29 protein-coding genes are annotated in these 24,963 nt (G+C 39.4%); 12 read left to right on the plus strand and 17 right to left on the minus strand.

Annotation, left to right across the window (positions count from 1 at the left end; genetic code table 11):
- Positions 1-9: 9 nt before the first annotated feature.
- From R2Q78_RS06710 to def, 3 genes are all read left to right on the plus strand, one after another.
- Complete coding sequence (locus R2Q78_RS06710; protein WP_316790126.1) at positions 10-465, plus strand: hypothetical protein; 456 nt, start codon at positions 10-12, stop codon at positions 463-465.
- A 35-nt stretch (positions 466-500) separates the two neighbouring features.
- Entirely contained in the window at positions 501-1,730 is a 1,230-nt protein-coding gene (locus tag R2Q78_RS06715; RefSeq protein WP_316790128.1) for a pitrilysin family protein, read from the plus strand.
- Between the two features lie 85 nt (positions 1,731-1,815).
- Entirely contained in the window at positions 1,816-2,370 is a 555-nt protein-coding gene (def, locus tag R2Q78_RS06720) for a peptide deformylase (RefSeq protein ID WP_316790130.1), read from the plus strand.
- On the opposite strand, the gene R2Q78_RS06725 is transcribed toward def, so the two are convergent.
- Genes R2Q78_RS06725 through R2Q78_RS06735 form a run of 3 tightly spaced genes read right to left on the minus strand, consistent with a single transcriptional unit; the run spans position 2,367 to position 4,420 of the window.
- Complete coding sequence (locus R2Q78_RS06725) at positions 2,367-3,008, minus strand: hypothetical protein (protein ID WP_316790131.1); 642 nt, start codon at positions 3,006-3,008, stop codon at positions 2,367-2,369. The two genes, def and R2Q78_RS06725, sit on opposite strands and share 4 nt — an antisense overlap.
- A gap of 55 nt (positions 3,009-3,063) precedes the next feature.
- Complete coding sequence (locus tag R2Q78_RS06730; RefSeq protein WP_136836724.1) at positions 3,064-3,309, minus strand: NifU family protein; 246 nt, start codon at positions 3,307-3,309, stop codon at positions 3,064-3,066.
- A gap of 34 nt (positions 3,310-3,343) precedes the next feature.
- Entirely contained in the window at positions 3,344-4,420 is a 1,077-nt protein-coding gene (locus R2Q78_RS06735) for an Mrp/NBP35 family ATP-binding protein (RefSeq protein ID WP_316790134.1), read from the minus strand.
- Positions 4,421-4,537: 117 nt separating this feature from the next.
- On the opposite strand from R2Q78_RS06735, the gene R2Q78_RS06740 reads away from it, so the two are divergent.
- The 3 genes from R2Q78_RS06740 to R2Q78_RS06750 are packed head-to-tail and all read left to right on the plus strand — an operon-like array spanning position 4,538 to position 8,001.
- Positions 4,538-6,724 carry a biosynthetic peptidoglycan transglycosylase gene (locus R2Q78_RS06740; RefSeq protein WP_316790136.1) on the plus strand — a complete coding sequence of 729 codons (2,187 nt, stop codon included), beginning with the start codon at positions 4,538-4,540 and terminating at the stop codon, positions 6,722-6,724.
- 9 nt (positions 6,725-6,733) lie between these two features.
- Positions 6,734-7,291: a hypoxanthine phosphoribosyltransferase gene (gene hpt, locus R2Q78_RS06745; RefSeq protein ID WP_316790139.1), complete on the plus strand. Its 558-nt coding sequence runs from the start codon at positions 6,734-6,736 to the stop codon at positions 7,289-7,291.
- A 50-nt stretch (positions 7,292-7,341) separates the two neighbouring features.
- Positions 7,342-8,001 (plus strand): phosphatidylserine decarboxylase family protein, encoded by a 660-nt coding sequence (locus R2Q78_RS06750; protein ID WP_316790140.1) that lies wholly within the window; start codon positions 7,342-7,344, stop codon positions 7,999-8,001.
- A 66-nt stretch (positions 8,002-8,067) separates the two neighbouring features.
- Here R2Q78_RS06750 and R2Q78_RS06755 read toward each other — a convergent pair whose 3' ends face one another.
- From R2Q78_RS06755 to R2Q78_RS06775, 5 genes are all read right to left on the minus strand, one after another.
- Complete coding sequence (locus R2Q78_RS06755; RefSeq protein WP_316790142.1) at positions 8,068-9,168, minus strand: mechanosensitive ion channel family protein; 1,101 nt, start codon at positions 9,166-9,168, stop codon at positions 8,068-8,070.
- Positions 9,169-9,170: 2 nt separating this feature from the next.
- Positions 9,171-10,397: a Glu/Leu/Phe/Val dehydrogenase dimerization domain-containing protein gene (locus R2Q78_RS06760; protein ID WP_316790144.1), complete on the minus strand. Its 1,227-nt coding sequence runs from the start codon at positions 10,395-10,397 to the stop codon at positions 9,171-9,173.
- Between the two features lie 269 nt (positions 10,398-10,666).
- On the minus strand, positions 10,667-11,014 hold the full coding sequence (gene rplS / locus R2Q78_RS06765) for a 50S ribosomal protein L19 (protein WP_131593363.1): 348 nt from the start codon (positions 11,012-11,014) through the stop codon (positions 10,667-10,669).
- A 130-nt stretch (positions 11,015-11,144) separates the two neighbouring features.
- Positions 11,145-11,402, minus strand: a complete 258-nt coding sequence (locus R2Q78_RS06770; RefSeq protein ID WP_316790150.1) for a hypothetical protein — start codon at positions 11,400-11,402, stop codon at positions 11,145-11,147.
- Positions 11,403-11,439: 37 nt separating this feature from the next.
- On the minus strand, positions 11,440-11,763 hold the full coding sequence (locus R2Q78_RS06775; protein WP_316790152.1) for a hypothetical protein: 324 nt from the start codon (positions 11,761-11,763) through the stop codon (positions 11,440-11,442).
- A gap of 126 nt (positions 11,764-11,889) precedes the next feature.
- On the opposite strand from R2Q78_RS06775, the gene R2Q78_RS06780 reads away from it, so the two are divergent.
- Positions 11,890-12,243: a hypothetical protein gene (locus R2Q78_RS06780; protein ID WP_316790154.1), complete on the plus strand. Its 354-nt coding sequence runs from the start codon at positions 11,890-11,892 to the stop codon at positions 12,241-12,243.
- 1 nt (position 12,244) lies between these two features.
- Here R2Q78_RS06780 and trmD read toward each other — a convergent pair whose 3' ends face one another.
- The 3 genes from trmD to R2Q78_RS06795 all read right to left on the minus strand — a co-directional run bounded on the left by trmD (position 12,245) and on the right by R2Q78_RS06795 (position 14,132).
- The gene (gene trmD / locus R2Q78_RS06785; RefSeq protein ID WP_316790155.1) at positions 12,245-12,922 is read right to left on the minus strand and encodes a tRNA (guanosine(37)-N1)-methyltransferase TrmD; all 678 of its coding nucleotides are present in this window, start codon (positions 12,920-12,922) and stop codon (positions 12,245-12,247) included.
- Positions 12,923-12,937: 15 nt separating this feature from the next.
- On the minus strand, positions 12,938-13,465 hold the full coding sequence (rimM, locus tag R2Q78_RS06790; RefSeq protein ID WP_316790157.1) for a ribosome maturation factor RimM: 528 nt from the start codon (positions 13,463-13,465) through the stop codon (positions 12,938-12,940).
- Positions 13,466-13,553: 88 nt separating this feature from the next.
- Positions 13,554-14,132 carry a 30S ribosomal protein S16 gene (locus tag R2Q78_RS06795; RefSeq protein ID WP_316790158.1) on the minus strand — a complete coding sequence of 193 codons (579 nt, stop codon included), beginning with the start codon at positions 14,130-14,132 and terminating at the stop codon, positions 13,554-13,556.
- A 208-nt stretch (positions 14,133-14,340) separates the two neighbouring features.
- Here R2Q78_RS06795 and R2Q78_RS06800 point away from each other — a divergent pair, with 208 nt between their 5' ends.
- Positions 14,341-14,661 (plus strand): YbjQ family protein, encoded by a 321-nt coding sequence (locus tag R2Q78_RS06800; RefSeq protein WP_173089651.1) that lies wholly within the window; start codon positions 14,341-14,343, stop codon positions 14,659-14,661.
- A 29-nt stretch (positions 14,662-14,690) separates the two neighbouring features.
- Here the strand turns inward: R2Q78_RS06800 and pfkA are convergent, their stop codons facing one another.
- The 3 genes from pfkA to R2Q78_RS06815 form a co-directional block, all read right to left on the minus strand.
- Complete coding sequence (gene pfkA, locus R2Q78_RS06805; RefSeq protein WP_316790162.1) at positions 14,691-15,674, minus strand: 6-phosphofructokinase; 984 nt, start codon at positions 15,672-15,674, stop codon at positions 14,691-14,693.
- A 170-nt stretch (positions 15,675-15,844) separates the two neighbouring features.
- Positions 15,845-16,291, minus strand: coding sequence for a protein-disulfide reductase DsbD N-terminal domain-containing protein (locus R2Q78_RS06810; protein WP_316790165.1), 447 nt, complete (start codon positions 16,289-16,291; stop codon positions 15,845-15,847).
- On the minus strand, positions 16,288-17,067 hold the full coding sequence (locus tag R2Q78_RS06815) for a biotin--[acetyl-CoA-carboxylase] ligase (RefSeq protein ID WP_316790166.1): 780 nt from the start codon (positions 17,065-17,067) through the stop codon (positions 16,288-16,290). The genes R2Q78_RS06810 and R2Q78_RS06815 overlap by 4 nt, the downstream gene beginning before the upstream one ends.
- Positions 17,068-17,108: 41 nt before the next feature.
- Between R2Q78_RS06815 and rsfS the strand changes: the two genes are divergently transcribed.
- From rsfS to R2Q78_RS06835, 4 genes are all read left to right on the plus strand, one after another.
- Positions 17,109-17,483, plus strand: a complete 375-nt coding sequence (gene rsfS / locus R2Q78_RS06820) for a ribosome silencing factor (protein WP_316790168.1) — start codon at positions 17,109-17,111, stop codon at positions 17,481-17,483.
- 30 nt (positions 17,484-17,513) lie between these two features.
- On the plus strand, positions 17,514-19,604 hold the full coding sequence (gene ftsH, locus R2Q78_RS06825; protein ID WP_316790170.1) for an ATP-dependent zinc metalloprotease FtsH: 2,091 nt from the start codon (positions 17,514-17,516) through the stop codon (positions 19,602-19,604).
- A gap of 56 nt (positions 19,605-19,660) precedes the next feature.
- Positions 19,661-20,305 carry a lactate utilization protein C gene (locus tag R2Q78_RS06830; RefSeq protein ID WP_316790172.1) on the plus strand — a complete coding sequence of 215 codons (645 nt, stop codon included), beginning with the start codon at positions 19,661-19,663 and terminating at the stop codon, positions 20,303-20,305.
- A gap of 65 nt (positions 20,306-20,370) precedes the next feature.
- Entirely contained in the window at positions 20,371-21,453 is a 1,083-nt protein-coding gene (locus R2Q78_RS06835; protein ID WP_316790174.1) for a ketoacyl-ACP synthase III, read from the plus strand.
- Between the two features lie 2 nt (positions 21,454-21,455).
- On the opposite strand, the gene R2Q78_RS06840 is transcribed toward R2Q78_RS06835, so the two are convergent.
- The 3 genes from R2Q78_RS06840 to R2Q78_RS06850 form a co-directional block, all read right to left on the minus strand.
- Positions 21,456-22,952, minus strand: coding sequence for a tetratricopeptide repeat protein (locus tag R2Q78_RS06840; protein ID WP_316790175.1), 1,497 nt, complete (start codon positions 22,950-22,952; stop codon positions 21,456-21,458).
- A 154-nt stretch (positions 22,953-23,106) separates the two neighbouring features.
- Positions 23,107-23,850, minus strand: a complete 744-nt coding sequence (locus R2Q78_RS06845) for a zinc ribbon domain-containing protein (protein ID WP_316790176.1) — start codon at positions 23,848-23,850, stop codon at positions 23,107-23,109.
- Positions 23,850-24,947: a Nif3-like dinuclear metal center hexameric protein gene (locus R2Q78_RS06850; protein ID WP_316790177.1), complete on the minus strand. Its 1,098-nt coding sequence runs from the start codon at positions 24,945-24,947 to the stop codon at positions 23,850-23,852. The genes R2Q78_RS06845 and R2Q78_RS06850 overlap by 1 nt, the downstream gene beginning before the upstream one ends.
- Positions 24,948-24,963 lie beyond the last annotated feature (16 nt).

A 24,963-nucleotide genomic window follows, 5' to 3' on the forward strand; every position in this document is an offset into this window, starting at 1 on the left:
TTTTTTTATATGAATGACTCTAAAATAAAAACACTGCAGATTATACACATTGCCTTCTGCATCGCAGTTTTCAACTTCGGCCTTGTTACTTTTTTCCTCGTCAAAGACAGTATGTACCTAAATCTTAAATTAGAGCAGCCAACGCCTTTTTTTCCGCTATTCCCTGTAATTGCTGTGCTCGCCGTCTTTATTGCATCCTTTTTATTTAAAAAGCAGCTTAGCAAGCTAACGGACAGCCCTTCGGTGGATGAAAAAATAACAAAGTACCAAACAGCATTTTTAATCCGTTCGGCCATTTTAGAAGGCGCCGCACTGATGAATACTGTAGCATTTTTAACGACTTCCAATAGCGCATTTTTACTCGCCACGGCAATCCCCTTTTTATTTCTTTTAATAAGCAGGCCGGCAAAACAGCAAATCATCGATGAATTAAACCTGAGCTATCCAGATACTGAAAAATTATAACCGCATGATATTTTTCTGTGTACCTTTGCCCGCTAATGGAATATAACGTTCATACTTTATCAAACGGCATCCGGTTACTTCATGTGCCTTCAGCATCTGCAATATCTCATGCTTGCATCATCGTGAACAGTGGTTCGAGAGATGAAAAGGAGGATCAGGCTGGTCTGGCACATTTTATAGAACACCTGATTTTTAAGCGTACAGAGAAGCGGAACACCAACCAAATCTTAAACAGGCTTGAAAGTGTGGGTGCAGACCTTAATGCCTACACCACCAAAGAGTATACCTGTATTCATGCTTCCTTTCTCAATCCTTACCTGGACCGTACATTAGAGTTGTTCAACGACATCGTTTTTCATTCTATTTTTCCGGAAGATGAAATGGATAAAGAAAAAAGTGTGGTTCTGGATGAAATTGCATCTTATCTCGATCAACCGGAGGAGGCAATCTATGATGACTTTGAAGACCTGGTATTTGAAGGGCATTCCCTTGGAAGAAATATCCTGGGAACTACAGAAAGTGTGCCTGGGATTACAAAAAAAGACATCCGACAATTCATAAAAGACAATTATCATACAGACCGCATTGTTATTGCTGTACTGGGGAACTATGCCCTGAATAAGGTTGTAAAAATAGGAACAAAACACTATTCGGATATCCCAGCCAACCTGTATACTCCTTCAAGAATAGCACCCGAAAAGGCTCCGGTAGTCATAAAGATATTAAATAAGCCCATCCAGCAAGCTCATGCTGTTTTGGGAATGCAGGCATATTCGCTTCATCATCCTTACAAAACCGGGTTGTTACTTTTAAATAATCTGCTTGGCGGCACAGGTATGAGTTCCATCCTGAACCTGCAGATCAGGGAAAAATATGGTATCGCTTATACAATAGAATCCGGATACAGTCCTTTAAGCGATACCGGGATTTTTACACTGTACTTTGGGACGGACAAAGAAAAGATAGATAAAGCATGGTCTTTAATTTTTAAGGAGTTCAAAAAAATCAAAGATCACCCGCTGACTGAAGTGCAACTACAAAAAGCAAAAAATAAGTTTATCGGACAAATTGCCCTGGGCGAAGAAAACCGGATCGGTTTAATTATATCCATGGCAAAGAGTCTGATTGACTACGACAGGATTGACGACTTACAAACTGTTTTCAGTAAAATACAGCAGGTAAGCACTGCTGATATTGCCAATATTGCGAACGAAATGTTAGATGAAAGCAATTTGAGCACCCTAACTTTTTATCCTTTAGGGTAATATTCGTACTTTTGTCCCATGAAACATCATGAGCGGAATAGCATTCATGATTCTTCAGCAACTATTAACAGCATAATTAATTCTGATGAAATTACCAATTGTAGCTTACGGGGACCCGGTTTTGAAGAAAGTATGTACTCCTATTGAAAAGGATTACCCTGACTTACAAGTGCTGATCGCTAATATGTTTGAAACCATGTACCATGCCAGTGGCGTTGGTTTGGCGGCACCTCAAATTGGTCTTCCTATCAGATTATTTATCGTTGACACGGGTGCAGACGATAAAAATCGCTTTAAAAAGGTATTTATCAACGCAGAGATCCTGGAAGAAACGGGAGAATTATGGGCTTTTAATGAAGGTTGCCTCAGCATTCCTGACATCCGTGAAGATGTAATGCGTAAGCCAAATGTGCTGATCAGGTATTACGATGAAAACTGGGAGCTTCATGAAGAAGAAGTAACAGGAATGCCCGCACGTGTGATTCAGCATGAATATGATCACATACAAGGTACGTTATTCACAGACAAACTGAGCCCGCTTCGTAAAACAATGCTGAAAAGCAAGTTGACAGCAATCTCTAAAGGAAATATAAAAGCGGATTATAAGATGCGTTTTCCTAACCAGAGCAGGAAACGTTAATTCTCTGCACTACGGCTCTGATCACCTTTGAAAATATTCTGCATCAGTTTACCCCAGGCAAAAGGGTTTAACAATGGATTGGTCTGCACCATATTCTTGTTCAGCGCCTTATCGTGGTTAAACCTGAAGTTTGTCCCTGAGATCTCTCCTGCATCTCTTGGCAGGGCCTGAATCATCCCTGTGAGGCTCTGTCTGGAAAGGTTTTTTGCAGCGATGGAATAATCATCATCTGCAACTTTCATTGCCATAAAAGCCCTTGTAAATTCTTCTACGGTAGCCCAGGGATACACCCTTACCATAGGCAGGTTTACAATCTCTGATTTCATCTTAATCATAGTCGTAAACTTAGACTCATTGATTGCCGAAGGAATCACAAACACATAGTCCCTATAACCTACAGCAGTGTATAGAATGCTATCTCCTGCATGCGCCGTAAAAGAGAAGAACCCTTTATAATTCGCCGCATACTTCTGATCGTTGTTGTTGAGATTGGTCACAGTTACATAAGGCACAACGTTGCCGCTATCCACATCGGTGATGATTCCCGAAAACTGGATCAATTTCTTCTCTCTGTTTACCTGCTGTGCAAATAATGAAGAAAAGAAAAGAAGCAATATAATGGTTAGCGTATACTTCATTATACAATAATAGCGCTATTTATAACAATTGGCTTGTTAAATTGTGTTAAAAAGCCTATACCGGCTCGGCAAGGTTAACCGCAACAACTGAAGTGATTTCAGGAACAGCTTTCATGATGGCCTGTTCAATACCGGCTTTCATGGTCATAAAGCTCATTTTGCAAGACCCACAATTGCCTAATAATTTTAATTTAACCACTTTGTCTTCCGTAATCTCTTCTATTGCAACGTCGCCACCATCTGCGATTAAATAAGGGCGAATGGTTTCTAATGCTTGCTCAACTTGTTCTGTTAAATTCATTGGTTATATTTTAAAGTATAAAAATAGTAAAAATTTATGACTTAGCAGTTTGCGCGTTACTAATCGCGATCTGCTGTGCTACTTTTCCTGCAATTTGGGTGAAGGCTGCAGATATGATATTGTTTGTATTTAAGGCAATTGGTTCTCCTTTATCTCCCGCCTCTGAAATTCCCTGAACAATTGGGATCTCCCCTAAAAACGGCACATCAAACGAGCTTGCAAGTGCTTTACCTCCGTCCTTTCCAAACAAATAATATTTATTGTCAGGCAACTCTTCCGGCGTAAAGTAAGCCATATTTTCGATGACCCCTAAAACCGGAATATTGATTCCTGGCATTTTAAACATAGCAAGACCCTTTCTAGTATCCGCCAAAGCAACCTGTTGTGGTGTAGTAACAATCACAGCGCCGGTGATGGGAAATCCTTGAGTGATGGTAATATGGATATCTCCTGTTCCCGGAGGAAGGTCTACGATAAGGTAGTCCAATTCACCCCAGTCTGCGTCATTAAATAGTTGCTTTACTGCATTCGATGCCATTGGCCCGCGCCATGGCACAGGTTGGTCAGGATCAGCAAAGAAACCTAGAGAAAGCAATTTTATACCATACTTTTCTATTGGCAAAATCAATGTTTTTCCCTCTTCTGTTTCCCTGGCACTTGGTTTTGCACCTACCAGATCAAACATAGTTGGTACAGAAGGGCCATAAATATCTGCGTCTATAAGTCCTACTTTAGCACCCCCGGCAGCCAGTGAAACAGCAAGATTGCTGGCGACAGTAGACTTGCCAACACCTCCCTTTCCAGAAGATACTAAGATGATATTTCTGATGTCTTTCAGCTGATTGGTATCCATTGGTTTTGTAACTCTTGCCGTAATATTGATCGTTATTTCCGCATCCTGACTCACAAAATGCTTTATCGCATTCAGGCAAGCATTTTTCAACATGTCCTTCATAGGGCATGCAGGGGTAGTTAATTCTAAGGTAAAGCTGATCTGCTGATCGGCTATTTTTAAATCCTTAATCATATTTAAAGTCACCAGATCTTTTTTAAGATCAGGGTCTTCAACATTTCTAAGGGCAGCGAGAACTTGTTCCGGACTAATAATCATTGCCCAAAATTAACAAAACAAGGCCACAATTAATTGACTTTAGGGTTTTTAAGTGTAATTTTAACACGAAATAAACATTTGCTTTTTACGTTTAGCATTAAATATCTAATTTACAGCATGCATCTTCCAAAAGTTAACATCCCTAAAAAATACCTAAAGATTGGAGCGTGGGTTTTAGGGGGCTTTTTTCTGCTTTGTATTGTCCTGGGATCTATCGCTTATACCAAGAGGGAAGCGCTATTGAAAAAAATGATGGCAAAGGCGATTGACAAGGCCGATAAGAGCTATGGTTTAGAGGTAAAAATAGGCGAAGCCAGTTTTAGCGGTCTAAGCACGGTACACATGAAAAACATTTCTGTGGTACCAAAAGACAGGGATACGCTAACCACAATATCTGATATGATTGTCGGCGTAAAGCTGTTTCCTCTTATTTTTGGTGATGTAAAACTTGCCCAGTTGATCCTCAATGACGGAAAAGTAAATGTAGTGTTCAGGGATTCTTTGAGTAACCTGGATTTTATACTTAAACGTAAAAAGAAAGACAATCAGGAAAAGAAAGACAAAGTAGACCTCGCTGATCTTGCACACAATCTGTTGAACCAGGTACTTTATAAAATCCCGGATGACATGGAGGTTAAAAACCTCATGCTAGCCATAAATGATAACGATACGGCTCATTTATCTTTTCTAACAACGACAGCAACCATTGACGGAGGAGATCTGCAGTCTACAATTAAGGTAAATGATACCGCAGCTACATGGCATGTCAATGGCACTGTAAAGCCCGGTAAAAAGCAACTGGATGTTGTGTTATTTGCCGACAATAAAAAGGTTGAGCTAGATTACCTGAACAATAAACTTCACGCAAAATTCAGTTTTGATACCGTTAGAACGGAAATGAAAAATGCAGATTATAGTGGTGATGATTTTAAGATAGAAGGTTCCTGGTCTGTGAAAAATCTGCTTATTAATCACCCTAAAATTGCATCAAACGACATTATTGTGCCTGATGCAAAGATTGATGCGAATATGCTTATAGGACCAAATTATGTCGCATTGGATAGCAGTTCAACTGTATTTTTAAAAAACGCGCAGATTCATCCTTACCTGAAATATACCCTGTCTCCGAATAAAATATATGAAGTTAAGCTGCTTGCACCGGAACAAGATGCACAGGAAGTACTGAATTCCTTTCCTCAGGGTCTATTTGAATCTCTGGAAGGACTTAAAGTAAGTGGAAAAGTTAGATATGACCTTGCCTTTTACCTTGATTCATCACAACCAGATAGCGTTAAGTTTACTTCGGGCCTTACCCCTGCAAATTTTAAGATCCTGAAATGGGGAAAGACAAACCTTCAAAAGATCAACAAGGAATTTGTTTATACTCCGTATGAAAAAGGGAAGCCCGTAAGAAATATTGTCATAGGCCCTTCTAATCCGAACTATACTCCATTATCAGAGGTTTCAAGTAACTTTAAAAATGCCATACTGACGTCCGAAGATCCGTCCTTTTTCTCTCACAAAGGATTTGTGCAGGAGTCCATAAGAAAATCTTTTGCAGTGAACTTTAAAGAGAAGCGTTTTGTACGGGGAGGAAGTACGATCTCTATGCAACTGGTGAAGAATGTCTTCCTGAGCCGACAAAAAACACTTGCCCGTAAAGCGGAAGAGATTTTAATTGTGTGGCTGATAGAGAACAATCACCTGATCAGCAAGAACAGAATGCTGGAAGTGTATTTTAACATCATAGAAATGGGACAGAATGTATACGGAATCGGAGAAGCTACCCGCTACTATTTTGGAAAAAACCCTTATGAATTAAATATTGGAGAAGGCATATTCCTGGCCAACATTGTCCCGAGACCAAAAATTGCGTTATATAAGTTCAGGGGCGACGGAGGCCTTAAAGATTACCTGTACCCTTATTTCAAATACATCGGCAACATCATGGCTAAAAGAGGCCTAACTGGTTCAGATACGAGTGGTTATGGATTTTATAATGTTCATTTACGAGAGGGTCTAAGACAATACTTATTACCTGATTCTACCTCGATTGATACAAATGCTTTTGACAGCGAAGACCCAATGCCTGTTATTGAAACTCAGGATCAGTCTAAAACATTATTTGACCGTCTGTTTGGGGGTGGATCTAAAAAGGATACGCTTTCCAAATCTCCTGTAAAGGTGGACACGGTGAAAAAGACAAGGAAGGAACTTAGGGAAGAGAAAAGAGAACAGCGCAGGAAAGAAAAAGAGCAGGAAAAGTTGCTGGAAGCTCAGAAAAAGGAATCAGCCCAACCCTAATAACGATATATGCACAACATACAGGTAGCCGACAAAGCATTCGAATTGCTTCTTGAAAATGACAACATAGCCAAACGCACGCGCCTGATTGGCATTCAAATCAATTTGGATTATGAAAATCGTTGCCCCATATTTATTGGTGTCTTAAATGGCAGTTTTTTATTCATGGCCGATCTGTTGAAAGAAATCAATATCTCTTGTGAAATTGGGTTCGTCAAAGTTTCATCCTACGAAGGCACAGAGAGCAGCAGAACCATAAAACAAACTTTTGGGTTGCCAGAGGACTTGCATAATCGTGATGTTATTATCGTTGAAGATATCGTTGACACGGGCTTTACGCTCAAATATATCCTTGGCGAGGTCTATAAACAAAATCCCGCATCAGTTAAAGTGTGCTCTCTTTTACTAAAGCCAACGGCACTGCAAACACCAATTGACGAGCTGGAATATGTTGGTTTTGAGATCGCTAACGAATTTGTTGTAGGCTATGGCCTAGACTATGATGGCCTGGGCAGAAACCTGATCGACATCTACAGAGCCAAAACTGTTGGGCCCAACATACCTTAATCCGATATTTTTTTCACAATTTTGCACAAACAAATTATACAATAAAAACAATGACGATACACAAAGAAGGTTATACCACCATCGCATTATCCTTGCTTTTCATATTCTTATTAAATGCAATCATTGAATATAGATTCGCAGACATTTTATGGCTAAAGTGGTTTGTATATATATTTTCCCTTGCTTTATTCATTATCGTACTGCAGTTTTTCAGGAATCCAAGCCGTTCGTTTACCAATGGAGAAAACCTGGTAATCTGTCCTGCCGATGGAAAAGTTGTTGTAATAGAAGAGACAGAAGAAGGAGAATACTTTAAAGACAAAAGACTCCAGGTATCTATATTTATGTCGCCTGTCAACGTCCATATTAACAGAAATCCGATATCTGGAATTGTTAAATTCTTCAAATACCACCCGGGAAAATACCTGGCTGCATGGAATCCTAAATCATCAACTGAAAATGAGCGTACAACAGTGGTTGTTGAACATAAAAACGGCACTCCCGTGTTGTTCAGACAAATTGCGGGCGCGCTTGCAAGACGAATTGTTTGGTATGTGAAAGAAGGAGATGTTGTTGAGCAGGCAAAAGAGTTTGGCTTTATTAAATTTGGTTCAAGAGTAGATATCTTCTTACCGGTAGGTACAAAAATAAACCTTGAACTCAACCAGGTAGTAAAAGGTGGAATCACAGTACTTGCCGAACTCGCATAAAGAATTAAGAAATATTATATAAAAGACCCGCAAATTGTGCGGGTCTTTTTTTTGCTTTGATGTTGGCTAATGCACTGATCGTTGTGTTGGATAAGCAAATCCAGACCTGTATTGCTCTACAATCTCTATGAGCTTAAAATTGATCTCCTCCTTGATTTTGACATACTTTCTGTGCTCCATGTTCACTACAAGATAGATCACTTGTATATTAAGCGCTGAATCGCCAAAATTATCAAATGTGGCATACCCGTCCTTCGTCTCTGGATGTTTGTTTAAAAAGTCTTCAATAGCAGCTAGAATCAACTTTATATCTTCCGACTTTGTTTCATAAGTTAACCCGATAAAGAAATTTACCCTCCTATAATTTCTTAAGGTAACATTCTCCAGCACACCATCAATCATTGCCCTGTTTGGAATTACAATCGTTGTTTTATCCGGACTCACCAACCAGGTGCTCCTGAAGCCCACTTTCTCAATCGTTCCCTCTATTCCATCTACTTTCACCACATCTCCTACAGTAAATGGCTTATCCAGAAATATTGTAAAAGAACCAATAAGGTTCTCCAGGCTCTCTTTCGCGGCCAGAGCAATAGCAATACCTCCAATACCCAGTCCTGTGATTAGTGTAAGTACATTGATTTCAAATACAAACCCCAGCAATACAAAAAAACCAAGAAAGCAAATCAGTGTCTTTGTAAGTTCCTTTAAAAATGGAACCAGCTGATCATCTGCCCTGTTATTTGTTATTGCCGCCTTGTGTTTCAGAACAAAAGCGATAAAATCTATGATTCGTAAAATGATCCAGAAAATGGATAATATGATCAGAAATAAGAAAACTTTATCTAAGCAATCGCCTATAGTAATTTCCACTTTCGATTTCGAGCGGTGCCAAAGCACTATATTGAGCGGGTGACTTAAATTGTTAATGGCCAGATAAATTGTACAGAAAGTAATGAAAGATTCTATAGGCTTCAGCAGCAGAGCCACAAAAGTATCTACTTTAACTTCCTCCGCAAACTTTCTAAATATTTTAAACAAGGCCAAACTAACTAATCTGGATACCAGTCTTTTAAAAAACAATCCCAGCAATATTACCACTACAAAAACGCAGTACTGTTTAACCGTATTACCCCAAAAAATTTGTTTAAAAAACTGCTCGTCCATCATAATTATACCAATTGTTTAAGTGCTATTTCAAATGCTGTTTTAGATAATTGAGTTTTCTCAGAAGACTCATTATGAATTGATTTCATTGCGTTATAAATTACCTGGGAAGCATCTGTAAATATAGCATCATCACTCATCTCTACATTTCTTTGCATCAAATAAGCAAAAACTCTTGCCATTCCACAGTTTGAAATGAAGTCCGGAATGACTGCTACGTGATTATCTGCATGCTCCATGATACTGCCAAAAAAGATCTCTTTATCAGCGAACGGTACATTTGCCCCGCAAGCGATTACTTCCAATCCACCTTCAATCAGTTGGTCCACCTCAATTTGTTTTACCAATCGTGATGCTGCTGCCGGAACAAATATCTCTGCACCGACATTCCAAATTTCTTTATTTGCCTGTTCAAAAGGAATTAAATTCGGGGAAACAAGTGTGTTCCCCGCTCTATTATTAAATAGATCGATGATTTCCTGAGTACTAAATCCTTCTTTATTAATCAATGCGCCGACACGGTCAATGATACCAACCACTTTTACGCCATTTTGTGCCAGATAATAACCGGCGGCGGCAGCCACATTACCCCAGCCCTGAATGATGGCTCTCTTTCCTGTCAGCTCACCTCCCCAGATCTTATAAAAATGTGCGATTGATTCTGCAACACCATATCCGGTAATCATATCCGCAACCTTATACTTTCTTTTAATATCAGGGGTATAGCTCAAATCTTCCAAGACCTTTGAAACTCCATAACGTAATTGTCCAATCTGATGTATACGCTCGTTTTCCCTTGCCTGATAATGACCGTTGATCACACCTTCCTGAGGATGCCACAAGCCGTAATTCTCCGTAATGGGAATCACTTCATGGATTTCATCAATATTCAAATCCCCTCCTGTACCGTAATAGCTTTTTAGTATAGGCATTACAGCCTTATACCACCGGTCAAGTACCTGTTTCTTTCTTGGATCAGCGGGATCAAAATTTATCCCTGACTTTGCACCACCTATCGGCGGACCAGACACGGTAAATTTCACCTCCATGGTTTTTGCCAGGGATTCAACTTCTCTCTTATCAAGGCCTTTCCGCATGCGGGTTCCTCCGCCTGCGGCGCCTCCGCGTAAGGAGTTGATCACTACCCAACCCTCAGCTTCAGACTCTTTATCCTTCCATTCGAATACAATCTCAGGCCTTTTCTCCTCGAATTTTTTTAACAGTTCTTTCATTTATTATTCTATTGTTTTTAAGACAATTTTCACCGGTATACACACATCAAGGCGGTATAATACCTGGTGATTTCGTCTAAATAAGTTAGTTGGCACAAACTTATGTAAATCCAAGGAGCATTCATGAACACAGCTCAAATAATTGTGAAAAGCTACAGAATATATAAAAATCAGCACTACGCGAATGCGGTCTTATGCGTTGAGGTAAAAGCGAACAAAAAAACCTCCCCGATAACATCGGGAAGGCTAATATAGTTTTCCTAAAGAGATTAAACTCTTTTAGATTTGATACGAGCTGCTTTACCAGTTAATTCACGTAGATAGAACAATTTCGATCTGCGCACCTTACCGTGGCTATTAACTTCAATTTTAGCGATGTTTGGAGAGTTGATCGGGAAAATACGTTCAACACCAACACCATTAGACATTTTACGAACAGTAAACGTTTCATTAGCACCAACGCTATTACGTTGCAATACTACACCTTGGTAAATTTGAATACGTTCTTTATTACCTTCGCGAATTTTATAGTGAACACTCACTGTATCTCCTGATTTGAACGCAGGAAACTCATTTTTTGCGATTACCTGCTCTTCAACAAATTTTACTAAATCCATGATTTTAAGCTATTAAGCCGATTTTTTGTTGTTTAAAATCGGACTGCAATATTAGGAATTTTATTTCAGAAATAAAAGTGATTTTTATTTTTTTCCACATTCTTTAATATTTCCACAAAAAATCGTCGCATCATTTCTCTGTATCACCGTCGCGCAGCGGCTCTCTGATCAAAACATCCAGATTTTTGCAATCCACAGAATAGTTCGCCAACTCGCCTATATTTAAGCCGAAAATGCATTCCAGCTTTCTTACCTGACCATAAGGTATATCTGCTTTGTCATTCAATGACAGTTTTCTATAATTATGAAAAGTATTAGAAGCGACCTTCAATCTCTTCGGAATAATTTTTAAAGCTGCCTTATAAGAAACATGGTTTAGTTTTCTCATTTCCTCATCTATTTTGTATTTCCTTTGATTTTCCATACTATCTATCCATCGCACCGCCAGAAAAACGACCCTGTTCCTTATTTAGTAAGTCTTTCAATGCCTTTGACCTTACCATTTTATTTAGCAACTCGCCAGGCTTTAGATCAAATAGTTTTTCAAACATAACCACCTTTTCATGAGGGATATCCTGACGGTCAGCCAGCAGAATATTACGATAATTGTGAAAGGTATTCAGAGAAATTCTCATATACTTAGGAATAAGTCTAACAGCCGATCTGTAATCAGAAATAGGCAGTTTAAGCAGGTACTCATTGATCTTGTACTTCCTCGATGCATTGTCGCTTACAGCTAGTTTGTTCATGCTCTATATTGGTTAAATACTAAAATTTATGTATTTTTATCAAAATTATGTATCGGAACACGTAATTTTTTAAGACAAAAATACTTAAAATTTTAAGCGCAGACCAAACTTATAACTAATTTTTTTATGTTTTTAAAAAATGTAGTCGACGGAATTCTTAAAGAAAAGAACAGACCAATGAGTTGGCTTGCAGATGAGATGGACAAAACCTTTGATGGGTTAAAACTTGGTTTGGTGAGGGGTTCGATAAAATACAACGATCTGATTGCCATGGCAATGATACTAAAGGTCTCTCCTTCAGTATTTTTTGAATCAGAACCCGCACCTTATAAAAACCAGAAGGGAAATGAGACACTAGCGGACACAAAAGAAGAATATAATGACCTTAAAAGCAGTTTAAAAAACTGTAAAGAAATGCTTTCAGCATTGAAAGATCAGCTGAAGGACAAGGAAAAAATCATCTCGCTTTTAAGCAAATAACTCAATCTTCCAATAAGTCAGGTCTACGCGCTTGAGTACGTATTAACGCCTGTTCATGACGCCATTCATTAATTTTTGCCTCATGACCGCTCAACAAAACATCCGGGACTTTGTACCCATTCCAGTCTGCAGGACGTGTATAAACTGGCGCATCCAGCAATTCACCCTGAAAACTATCTGATAAGGCAGATGTTTCATCATTCAATACGCCAGGTATCAATCTTGTAATTGCATCCACCAATACCGCCGCAGGAAGCTCTCCACCGGACAGAACATAATCGCCTATAGAGATCTCCCTGGTCACATAAATATCTCTTATACGCTGATCTATCCCTTTATAGTGACCACAAAGAATCATGATATTCTCTTTACCAGATAATTCGTTAGCTATTGTCTGGTTGAACGTCTCACCATCAGGACTCATAAAAATGATTTCATCGTAATTACGCTCTGCCTTCAAGGCTTCTATGCACTTAGAAAAAGGCGCGATAGACATTACCATACCACTACCGCCACCATACGGATAATCGTCTACACTCTTTTGCTTATTCGTCGCGTAGTCCCTTAGGTTGTGCACGACAATTTCAGCAATACCTTTTTTTTGGGCTCTCTGTAAAATAGAATGAGCAAAAGGGCTTTCTAATAGCCCTGGTAAAACAGTGATGATATCAAAACGCATAAAGCAAAGTTAAAATTAATTAGCAAGGTATATATCCAGCAATCCTTCAGGAAGATCTACAGTAAGGATTTGTTCCTCGTCATCTATTTCGACAATGAAGTCTTCATTTAACGGAAACATAATCTCTGTGTCGTTATATAGGACTGTAGCCACAAACTGCTGAGGATATTCATGAACTTCCAGGATCTCTCCCAATTCTCCCAGCGTTTCGTCAACTGCCATAAATCCTTTTAAATCTGTATAGAAAAAGTCATCTTCATCACGCACAGGCTTTTTGCTCAACGGCAGGTATATCTTCTTTTTTACCAGGGCCTGTGCTTTATCAATATGATCTACGTCATCAAAATAGAAATTTCCGGTATTGTTGTTTTGCAACTTACACGCCGAAACAAAGAACGGCACAAGTTTTCCATTGATATCAGCAAACACCACATCCAACTCCAGTAATTCCGGTTCCTCATATTCAAAGAAGACTTGTAGCTCCCCTTTCAAACCTTTCGTTTTTGTAATGTATCCTATATAAAATGCCTCTTCTATTGTCATGAATTTGATGTATCTCGTTTAATAAAAAAAATAGCGAAGGATCATTTCAATGAAAGATCTTTCGCTATTTCTTAGAATAACAAAAAGTTTATGCTTTTTCTTCTTCGTTGCTTTCTTCAGCAGCAGGAGTTTCTTCAGTTACAGTTTCAGCTACAGGAGCTTCTTCTGTTACTTCTGCTACACCTTCTTCCTCAACTACCTCTTCTACCGGTGCATTTTTAATTGCAAGGGCAGCAGCGCGATCAGCATTTTTCTTAGCTTCAGCAGCTAAAGCAGCTTTTTTAACTTCATCTTTAGATTTAGTCAAGCCGTCTTTTTTACCTTCAATTTTACCGTCTTTAGCGCTCAACCACTCAGCAAATTTAGTTTCTGCCTGTTCTGCTGTTAACGCTCCTTTTTTAACACCACCTTCTAAGTGTTTTTTGTATAAAACACCTTTGTAAGAAAGAATAGCGCGACAAGTATCCGTAGGCTCAGCACCTTTGTTTACCCAGTCTAAAGTTTTATCGAAGTTGATTTCAATAGTAGCAGGATTGGTATTTGGGTTATAAGAACCTAAACGCTCAATAAATTTACCATCTCTTGGTGAACGGGAATCCGCTACCACTACGTGGAAAAAAGGTTTCCCTTTTTTACCGAATCTTTGCAATCTGATTTTAGTTGCCATTTCTTTTTTTAATTTATGTATTCAACATAGTTCCCGGAGCTTCGTGCTTGCGGGGCTGCAAAAATAAGTAAAATACTAATGATTAGCAAGATGCAATATTTTTAATTTCAACATGACCAATTTGTGCCGCTAGAGACTAAAAAACAGATTTGCAGTTTAGCTGTAACATTTATTCATCAATCGCATCAAAATACAAAACCCGATTAAGATGTTAATTACAACAACAAATTCAGTAGAAGGCAAAAAAGTAGTTAAATACATTGGCCTTGTAAGTGGCGAAACCATCATAGGCGCCAATATTTTTAAAGATCTTTTTGCCGGCATACGAGATATCGTTGGCGGACGTTCCGGATCTTATGAACAGGTATTGAGAGAAGGAAAAAATACCGCAATCAATGAAATGCAGCAATATGCCGCCGCAATGGGGGCGAATGCAATCATCGGAGTAGACCTGGATTATGAAACTGTAGGAAGCGGAGGCAGCATGCTGATGGTCGCCGCAACAGGAACTGCAGTTATTATAGAATAAAAAAAGCCAGGATTAAATCCTGGCTTTTTTTACAATGAAAGTATTTCTACCAGTTTTAACCAAACCGGACTTATTTCTTTAGCGTCAATGTGCTTAATGGCATGATCAAAAGGCGTAAAAACAAGTTCCTTATTTACAAGTCCCACCATCACGCCTGTTTTTCCCGCAAGCAGGCCTTCAACAGCGACAACACCTAGTCTACTCGCCAACACCCTGTCCATGCAACTGGGCTTTCCTCCACGCTGAATATGGCCAAGTACCGATACCCTGATGTCATAATTAGGAAATTTATTTTTCAAAACCTCTCCCACGTTAAATGCTCCCCCAACTTCATCTCCTTCGGCTACTATAATTATTTTCGAAGCTTTATCCTTACGTCCGGCTTCAAGCCTAGTGACCAGACCATCCACACCCATATTTGCTTCAGGAATCATAATTGCCTCTGCACCCACGCCAATACCGCTCCTTAATGCAATGAGACCAGAATCCCTGCCCATAACCTCAACAATAAATAGCCTGTCATGAGATTCCGCAGTATCCCGTATTTTATCAACTGCGTTGATTACAGTATTGATTGCAGTATCGTATCCTATTGTAAAATCTGTTCCTTCAAGATCATTATCAATGGTACCCGGCAATCCGATGACAGGGATATCAAATTCATTTGTAAACAAATTAGCTCCTGTAAAGGTCCCGTCTCCACCGATTACGATTAAGGCATCAATACCTTGTTTTTTTAATTGCTCGTAGGCCTGAATTCTTCCTTCTTTTGTTCGGAAACCATCACTCCTTGCTGTCTTTAAAATTGTTCCGCCACGCTGAATGATATTAGCAACAGACTTCCTGTCCATTTCAATAAAATCACCATGGATCAGTCCTTCATATCCTCTTAAAATACCAGTAACCTGCAAATCATAGTAAATTGCCGCCCGAACTACCGCTCTGATAGCAGCATTCATTCCGGGAGCATCGCCTCCAGATGTTAATACACCTATGTTTTTAATCTTGTTCATTATCTTTTCTTACAGGCGAATCAGACAATTTCTGCCTGACAGCCAATATGCTTATATAAATTTTAGTTAAACGATTAAGCCAGATCACAATCCCCGCAGCCCAATATTACATAATATGGATGAGAATTTGGCTATAATGTTTATGATCTCCTGATTATCTCTGTATTAAACTACTTCACGGGTATATTAAAATTCACATCCTCTGCCGGAAGACATTGTGTGTCGTCACACACCATAAAAGTAACCTTTCCCTTAACCGCTGTGGCTGCTTTATTCAGCTTTATCTTCTGTTGGAATACAACCTGATTTTCAAAATAACCGATGTTCATTTTGTAATTCTTATCAAAATACGTGACGGGCTTAGGCTCAGTTGTTTTTCCGTTTAACGTAAAATCCTTAGAGGGGGAAAATGCAAAAACTGTCGGATTCGGGCCGCCAGGGGCCAAATGCTGCGAATAAATGTGCCAACCCTGATCTATCGTTGCTCTAATCTGCACAACCGCCTCAGTTTTACTGATTCGTTTTGCTTTGTAAGCCCAGGTCACCGGTTTAAGTATCTGCGCAGATGCGGCAAATCCAACGATGATCAGTGCAAATAAAATGCTTAATTTTTTCATTGTGTGTTGTTTAAAAATTCTATTTCTTTAAAGTTATAGCTTTTATTCTTTCCTTCAGCCTCAATGATCAATTGTCCCGTCTCTGTTACATCCACGATCCTGCCCATGAAGGCAATTCCCGCCTCGCGATAAGCCGCGTCTTCATTAAATCTATACATCCCCTTCAAGTATTCCGTTAGCAAGGCATTATAATTACCGGACTTCAGTTTGAGGTACTCTGCTTCTATGCTGCTGCAAATCTCTCCCATCAACTCCGTCAGATTAACATCCGCTTGTAAAATTTTTCGCAAAGAAGTTGCCCTTTTTACCTGCTCTGGATTAAAATCCTCTTGATTGACATTGATGCCTATGCCAACAATGCTGCTTTTATAGCAGTTTCCTGAAAGCGTGTTTTCAATCAATATCCCCCCCAGTTTTCTGTCCTCAAAATAAATATCATTGGGCCACTTCACCTTAATTCCCTGTAGCACAATTTGCTGTAAAGCTTTGCGAATGCCTGTACTAACCGCTATATTTAACATAAATTGTTTATTTATGGGGAGAAATACCGGTTTAAAAAAAACACTGAATGTGAGATTCAGACCCGCGGTTGCATGCCAGATGTTTTCCTGTTGTCCTCTGCCTGCAAACTGGTTATCTGCCATAATAACAGTTCCTTCGGGTAGTGGCTCGGATTTTGACACCATCTCCTTCAAAAAGTTATTAGTAGAATCAACCGCTGATAATCTGATAAGATTTTGACCAACAAATAATGTTGAAAAAGTGTTATTTTGCAAGTGTTGATTGTATATTTGTTTATCAAAATTAAAACATTTTAATGGTAAAAAAGAAAATTGTAAACCTTTCTACATACCTCTCAGAAATAGCCGTACATGGCATACAGGAAAAAAAAGGGAACGATATTGTACGCTTAGACTTAAGAGAACTCAACAGTTCCGTTTCTGATTTTTTCATCATTTGTAGTGCGAACTCTGCAACGCAGGTAAAAGCAATTGCAGATAGCGTAGAGGAAGAAATCTATAAGAAAACACAAACCAATCCATGGCGTAAAGAAGGACAGGAAGCCGCAGACTGGATCATTCTTGATTATTTTGATATAGTTGTCCATATATTTAAAACTGAAAAACGCGAATTCTACGGAATTGAAGACCTATGGGGCGATGCCCAGGCTACATCCTACAGAAGCGCGTAATCATTTTCACCTACATTTTTTGATTTAACGATGAAAGAGACCCCAAATACAAAACCAAAGCTGATTAAAAGAATTCCGAATGTCCCCAAGAAACCTCAAAAAGGTTCTAAATTCAATATCTTTTGGGTATACGCCGCTATTATTTTAGGTTTAATACTGCTTCAATTCATGTTTAGCAGTGACAACAGCAAGCCTATTCCTTACCGTGATTTCGAATCTAAAATGCTCTTAACAGGTGATGTTAAAAAACTTGTGGCATTTAAATATGAAGACCTGATTAAAGTTGAAGTCTATATTAAAGATGATAAATTAAAAGAAGCTGCCTATAAACAGTATCAAAACAAAAGTAATTTCGGCTCAAGTAATGGCCCTATTGGTTATTTTACTGCAGGGTCATTTGACGCATTGAATACTTTATTAAAGGATTCTCAAAAAGACATCCCTCCCACACAGCAGGTATTGCCGATTATAGAAACCAGACAAAGCTCGGTGCAGTCCTGGTTCTTAACGATTATACTTCCGGTATTACTATTCATTGCATTCTGGATATTCATCATGCGTCGTATGGGCGGTGGAGCTGGTGGTGGTGGTGGACAGATCTTCAACATTGGCAAGTCCAAGGCGACCCTTTTCGATAAAGAAAGCCAGGTTAATGTGACTTTTAATGATGTTGCAGGTCTTGAAGAAGCCAAACAAGAGGTTATGGAGATCGTCGATTTCCTTAAAAACCCTAAAAAATACACCAACCTTGGAGGTAAAATTCCAAAAGGAGCATTACTTGTTGGTTCTCCTGGTACTGGTAAAACTTTATTAGCCAAAGCCGTTGCCGGCGAGGCGCAAGTACCTTTCTTCTCGCTGTCAGGATCTGATTTCGTAGAGATGTTTGTTGGTGTGGGCGCATCCCGTGTACGTGATTTATTCAAACAGGCAAAAGATAAAGCTCCATGTATCATCTTTATTGATGAGGTTGATGCAATCGGCCGTGCGCGTGGAAAGAACAGCATGATGGGAGGCAATGATGAACGCGAAAACACCCTGAACCAGTTATTGGTTGAAATGGATGGTTTTGGTACAGATTCAGGTATTATCATACTGGCAGCAACCAACCGTCCGGATGTGTTAGATACAGCATTATTGAGACCAGGAAGATTCGACAGACAAATTTCTATTGACAAACCGGATCTTGTAGGTCGTGAACAGATCTTTAAGGTTCACCTTAAACCAATCAAAACCTCATCAGAGGTTGACGCTAAAAAATTATCTGCTCAAACCCCTGGATTTGCAGGTGCTGAAATTGCCAACGTTTGTAACGAAGCCGCGCTAATTGCAGCAAGACGCAACAAAGAAAGCGTAGACATGCAGGACTTCCAGGATGCAGTAGACCGCGTTATTGGTGGTTTAGAGAAGAAAAACAAAATCATCTCTCCTGAAGAGAAAAGAATAGTTGCTTATCATGAAGCAGGTCACGCAATTGCCGGATGGTTCCTTGAGCATGCTGATCCATTGGTTAAAGTGTCGATCGTGCCTCGTGGAGTTGCAGCGCTTGGTTATGCTCAATACTTACCTAAAGAGCAGTTTTTATATACTACTGAGCAGCTGACTGACGGCATGTGTATGACCATGGGTGGACGTGTTGCTGAAGACATTGTATTTGGCAAAATTTCTACAGGTGCACAAAACGATCTTGAGCGAATTACCAAGCTTTCTTATGCGATGGTGACCATTTATGGTATGAACAGTACTATCGGAAATGTTTCATTCCATGATCCTCAAAATGAGTACAATTTCAATAAGCCTTATTCTGAGAAGACATCAGAAATGATCGACAATGAAGTACGTACGCTGATAGCTGATGTATACACCAGAACCAAATCACTACTTACAGAAAAAAGAGACGGCCTAGAGAAGCTTGCTCAAAAACTAATAGAAAAAGAAATTCTGTTTCAGGCAGATCTTGAAGAAATCCTGGGCAAGCGTCCGTTTGATAACCGTACCACTTACGATGAATTTGTGAATGGAACTGGTGATCAAAAACCAGCTGCAGAAGGGTTATTACATGAAGGCGTTGGTGAAACGACAGATCCTTCTACTTCAATCACACCGACCAATACAGAATCTTAATAAACATTTATGGGGCTGTCGCCTGACAAATCAGGCGACAGCAAATCCATTCTCCTATGCAAGAAAATATCTCCTCAAAAGAGTTAATGTTAAAGAAGATAAGGAAAGCCCTTCTTGAAAAAAGAGACAATCCTTATCCAAATCTCGAAGATACCCCACTCTATTCTCCAACAGAAGAAATTCCAGAAGTCCTGTTTGCCGAACAGCTAACTGCTGTTTCGGGTAATTTCATTTATTGTGAAAACGGAATAGAGTTTATCGAGAATATCCTTCAGCTTGCCGATCGTTTCAAGTGGAGAAAAATCTATTGCTGGGAGCCAGAACTACAGGAGCTTCTTGCAGAATATGAATTCCCATTCTATAAAACAGATAAAGACTTTGAACAGGCGGAAGTAGGAATTACCCTATGCGAAGCCCTAGTTGCCCGCAACGGGTCCGTAATGGTCTCCAATCAAAATGCCGCCGGACGTAGATTAAGCATTTTTCCTCATCATCACATTGTGATTGCGAGAACGGGACAAATGGTAATGGATCTTAAAGACGCCTTTAAGTTAATCAAAGACAAATACGGCAGCCAGATTCCTTCAATGATCAGCACCATCACCGGACCGAGCAGAACTGCTGATATTGAAAAAACTTTAGTGCTTGGAGCACACGGACCAAAGGAATTATTCGTATTTTTAGTAGAAGATTTCTCCTAAGATTTTTATTTACCATAAAAATATCCTAGTTTTATACTGTAGACTAAAACAGTCTACGGTTCAAAATGGGCAATAAAACAATTCTACACTCTGTTATCACGGGCACAGGAAGCTATATTCCTGAAAACATCATCTCTGGTGATTTATTCCTCAACTCTACATTTTACGACAATGGCCTTCCTTTAAACAAAGACATGGCCGATGTAATCAGCAAATTTACCGAGATCACTGAGATCGAAGAACGCAGGTATGTAGATTCAGATATGGTAAATAGTGATATAGCTACAATTGCTGCTCAAAAAGCCATTGAAGATGCAGATGTGGATAAAGAAACGCTCGACCACATCATCTGCTGTCACAATTTCGGAGATGTCAAATATGGCAGCAACAGGATGGATATTTTACCTGCACTCGCCGCCAAAGTAAAACAAGCCCTGGGTATTGAAAATCCGGATTGCGTTGCTTACGATATCATTTTTGGTTGTCCAGGATGGGTACAAGGAGCAATACAGGCCAATTACCTCATTCAAAGTGGTGATGCAAAGAAAGTAATGGTGATCGGGGCGGAAACCCTCTCCAGGATCATCGATCCTCATGATCGTGACAGTATGATATTCTCTGATGGGGCTGCAGCCGTTATTTTTGAAGCCAGGGAATCGGAAGAGCATCTTGGTATTATAGCGCATAAAACCCAGACTTTCGCGGTCAACTATGGTTCTCTTCTGGTGATGGGAAAAAGCAACAACCCTGCTGAAACAAATGGCAATGCATACCTCAAGATGAATGGAAGAAAGCTTTACGAATTTGCCGTTACCAATGTACCACAGGTAGTAAAAAAAGCAATAGATAAAGCTGGGATCAGCATCACAGATATCAAAACAGTATTCATCCATCAGGCCAACGGAAAGATGGACAATGCCATCATGAAACGCCTTTTTAAACTTTATGATTTGGATGCCGTGCCTGAAAATCTCGTGCCGATGACCATTTCATGGCTAGGAAACAGTTCCGTGGCGACCATACCGACGCTGCTGGATCTTGTACTAAAAGGTCAGGTAGATGGATTTAAGGTGAACAAGGGTGAATATGCTGTCTTTGCGTCCGTAGGTGCGGGAATGCACATCAATGCATTCGTTTATAGGTTCTGATTCTATTTAATTCTATTCAGACCCGCTTTTGCCTGGGTTTCAATGCTGCTTTCATAATCATGGTTTTTCATTTGGATAGCAACATTATAGGCTTGCCTTGCTTTTGCATAATTCTTCTTGTTTTCATAGATCTTTCCGATCTGCAAGGCAGCGTTGGCAGCAAAGTAATACCTTAGCCCCTTACCCGAATTAATGGCATTTTGATAATCGGATAAAGCTGCGTCTTCTTTATTCAGTTCATCATTTATCCTTCCTCTTCTGTAGTAAAACTCTGTACGGTCTCTTCCTGCACTAAAGCTCTCCTGCTTGACGTCTGAGAGCAGATCAAGAGCCTTAGCATGATAACCTCCATCAAATAATAACCTTGCTTTTAAAAGGCTTTTATTAGGAACAGATTCATTTGCTTCATTGAGCGCCTGTTTATCTTTTTCCTGATAAGCATACCCATTGCTTTTAACTTTCGCCATAAAACCAGAATAAGCACCAGTATCGCCCTTCAATAAAGAAATCCACCCCAAGTGCAGATTAGCATCTTTAATGTAATTAACGCCTTTATTCGTCTGCAAAAATCTCCCAAAGTCAGCAGAAGATGAATAATCCAGTTTATTAAGCTTTGCTGCCCCCTCCAGAAAATCGAGGTATGGAAATGCCTGATAAACTGATCCGGTGGGTCTCCTTTCCAGAATAGATATTGCTTCATCATTATGCCCATTTTTAGATGAGACTAATGCCTGAAGATATGTTTTCAATAAACTTGAATCTGAAATCCTGGCAGTATATTTCATTGTTTTGGAATAGGCCATTGGACTATGGGCAATGTCATTCAATACAAAGGCGTAGTAAAATATCACCTCTTCATAAAAAGGCTCAAATTTAGATGACGGAAGTCCTTCTGCAAGCTTGTCAAGCATGGCTATTCCGCTTTGAAGATTCCCTTTTATTCCAAAGGTAGCCAATGTGCTTTTTAAAATCCCATCAGGCAAATTTCCCAGAAAAGCATTGATGAGCCCCAATCCTTTCGCATTCAATTGAAAAGCAGGAAATTTCTTTTGGTTATCGAGCAATAAGCCATTGGCCTTCTTTATCTCTCTGGCAGCCGTAAAGTACTCCCCGTACCGGCCCCTGATCAGTGCCCACTGTAAATTGATCTCAGCCTGTGCATATAAATAATATGGCGAATTCCTATCCGCCTCTTCTATCAGATCCAGCCGTTTTGATTTGGATTTTTCCAACTGGTCAAACTCCTGCTTGCTCTCACTCGTTAGCAAATAGAAGTAATCTGCATAATTTTCAAGTAATGGGACAATAGCATTATTTGGATTGGCCTTTTTTTCCGCAGCGATGAGCTGCCTGGCAGCACCGATTTTCAGTTCAAATATGTTCTGATAAGCTTTTAAACAATTGGCATTGAAATCAAAATTAGCAAAAAGAGGGAGCGGAAAAACCAAAAAAAAGGCAATCAGAAAATATACTGGTCTCAACGGCGAACTATTACCCATAAATCAAATTATTCGTCAATAAATAAATCATAACGCACACTCTTTTGTATATGTTTTAAGGATTTAATAAAATATTCCTTATTCACTCCTGCAAAATTAAACATAAAAAAAGGCCAGAAACAAGTTCTGACCTTCTATTAATCTTTATGCCTGACTAAGCTGGCTGTTCTTCCTGAGTTAATGCCTCATCAACAAGGATTCTTCCACAGTGCTCACATACAATGATTTTTTTACGCTGACGGATATCCAATTGACGCTGAGGAGGAATTTGGTTGAAACATCCAGAACAAGAATCACGGTCGATAGTTACAACCGCCAATCCGTTATTTGCATTTCCTCTTAATCTCTTATAAGCCACCAAAAGTCTGTCCTCAATTTGAGTCTCTGCCTTTTCTGCTTTTTTATTTAAAGATTGCTCTTCTTTTTCAGTTTCTGCAGTAATCGTTTGAAGTTCACCTTTCTTAATGTCAAGATCTTTTCTTCTTGATTCCAGATCAGCTAATGCTTTTTCGTAGATTTCAGTTTTCTGAGTAATATCAAAACCAAACTCTCTGATCTTTTTCTCACATACTTGAATTTCAAGAGTTTGGATTTCAACCTCTTTAGTTAAAGCATCATATTCACGATTATTTTTTACATCTTTTAATTGAGTCTCGTATTTCTTGATCAAGTTCTGAGCCTCTTTGATCATATTTTTACGTGTTACAATGGCATCTTCGGTATCATCCAATTCGCCTTTGAATTTTTGTATACGTGTTTCAAGACCTGCAACCTCATCCTCTAAGTCAGCTACTTCCATTGGCAATTCACCACGAATCTGACGTATCTTATCAATCTTAGTATGCAGGGTTTGTAATTCGTATAAAGCTTTTAGCTTTTGCTCTACAGTTTGTTCCATTAAATGAAATAATTTATGGGGTTTGTGTTATGCTCCGTTAAACGGATTGCAAAGTTAGGAAATTTTTCTTGAATAATATCTATCAACAAATCAGATGTAAATTGTTCACTTTCAAAGTGTCCGATATCAGCGATCACTATTTTTTCATCCGCATCAAAAAACTCGTGGTATTTGAAATCTGCCGTCACAAAAGCATCGGCTCCCGCAGCTATCGCTTCTTTCAGTAAAAAGCTTCCTGATCCACCACAAACTGCTACTTTTTTTATCTTTCTTGGTAATAACTTCGTATGACGGATCACGCTGGTATCCATACGGTCTTTTACCAGCCTCAAAAAATCCCGGCCATCCATTTCCTCTTCCAACCAGCCAATCATTCCGGCACCTACGGTCTCGAGTTTATTTTCAATCGGATAAATATCATAAGCCACCTCTTCATAAGGATGATGCTCAAATAATGCCAACAATACTTTTCGTTCATCCTGGGCCAGAAAAATCGTCTCTATCCGCAGCTCTTGCTCATGATGTTGTACGCCTTGTTCCCCAACAAACGGGTCGGTACCTTCGCCGGCTTTAAACGTTCCGGTTCCTTCGCCATTGAAACTGCAGTCACTGTAATTTCCTATACTGCCTGCACCTGCTTCAAACAACGCGCCTCTTACAACTGGAGCCAAAGCTGTCGGACAAAATGTCACCAACTTTTTCATCAACCCTTTTTTAGGGCTTAAGATTTTTGTTCCCAGCAATCCAAGACGGTCGCAAATCACACCATTAACGCCGTTCTTTACGTGGTCAAGATTGGTATGGATGGCATATAACGCGATATTGTTTTTTATCGCCTTTAGCACCACCCGTTCCACATAGGTCTTTCCGGTGATCCTTTTAAGTCCTTTAAAAACAATCGGATGATGCGTAATGATCAGATTACATCCATGCGTGATGGCTTCGTCTACAATCGCTTCCGTACAATCCAGTGCAACCAGCGCCCCCTCAATTTCCTGGTTGACATTCCCGATGATCAATCCGGAATTGTCGTAATCTTCCTGGTAATTTGAAGGCGCGTAATCTTCAAGGTGCTTAATCAGTGATGATAATCTCATGCCATAAAAATAAGAA

The organism is Pedobacter frigoris (assembly GCF_032678645.1).
Classification (GTDB): domain Bacteria; phylum Bacteroidota; class Bacteroidia; order Sphingobacteriales; family Sphingobacteriaceae; genus Pedobacter; species Pedobacter frigoris_A.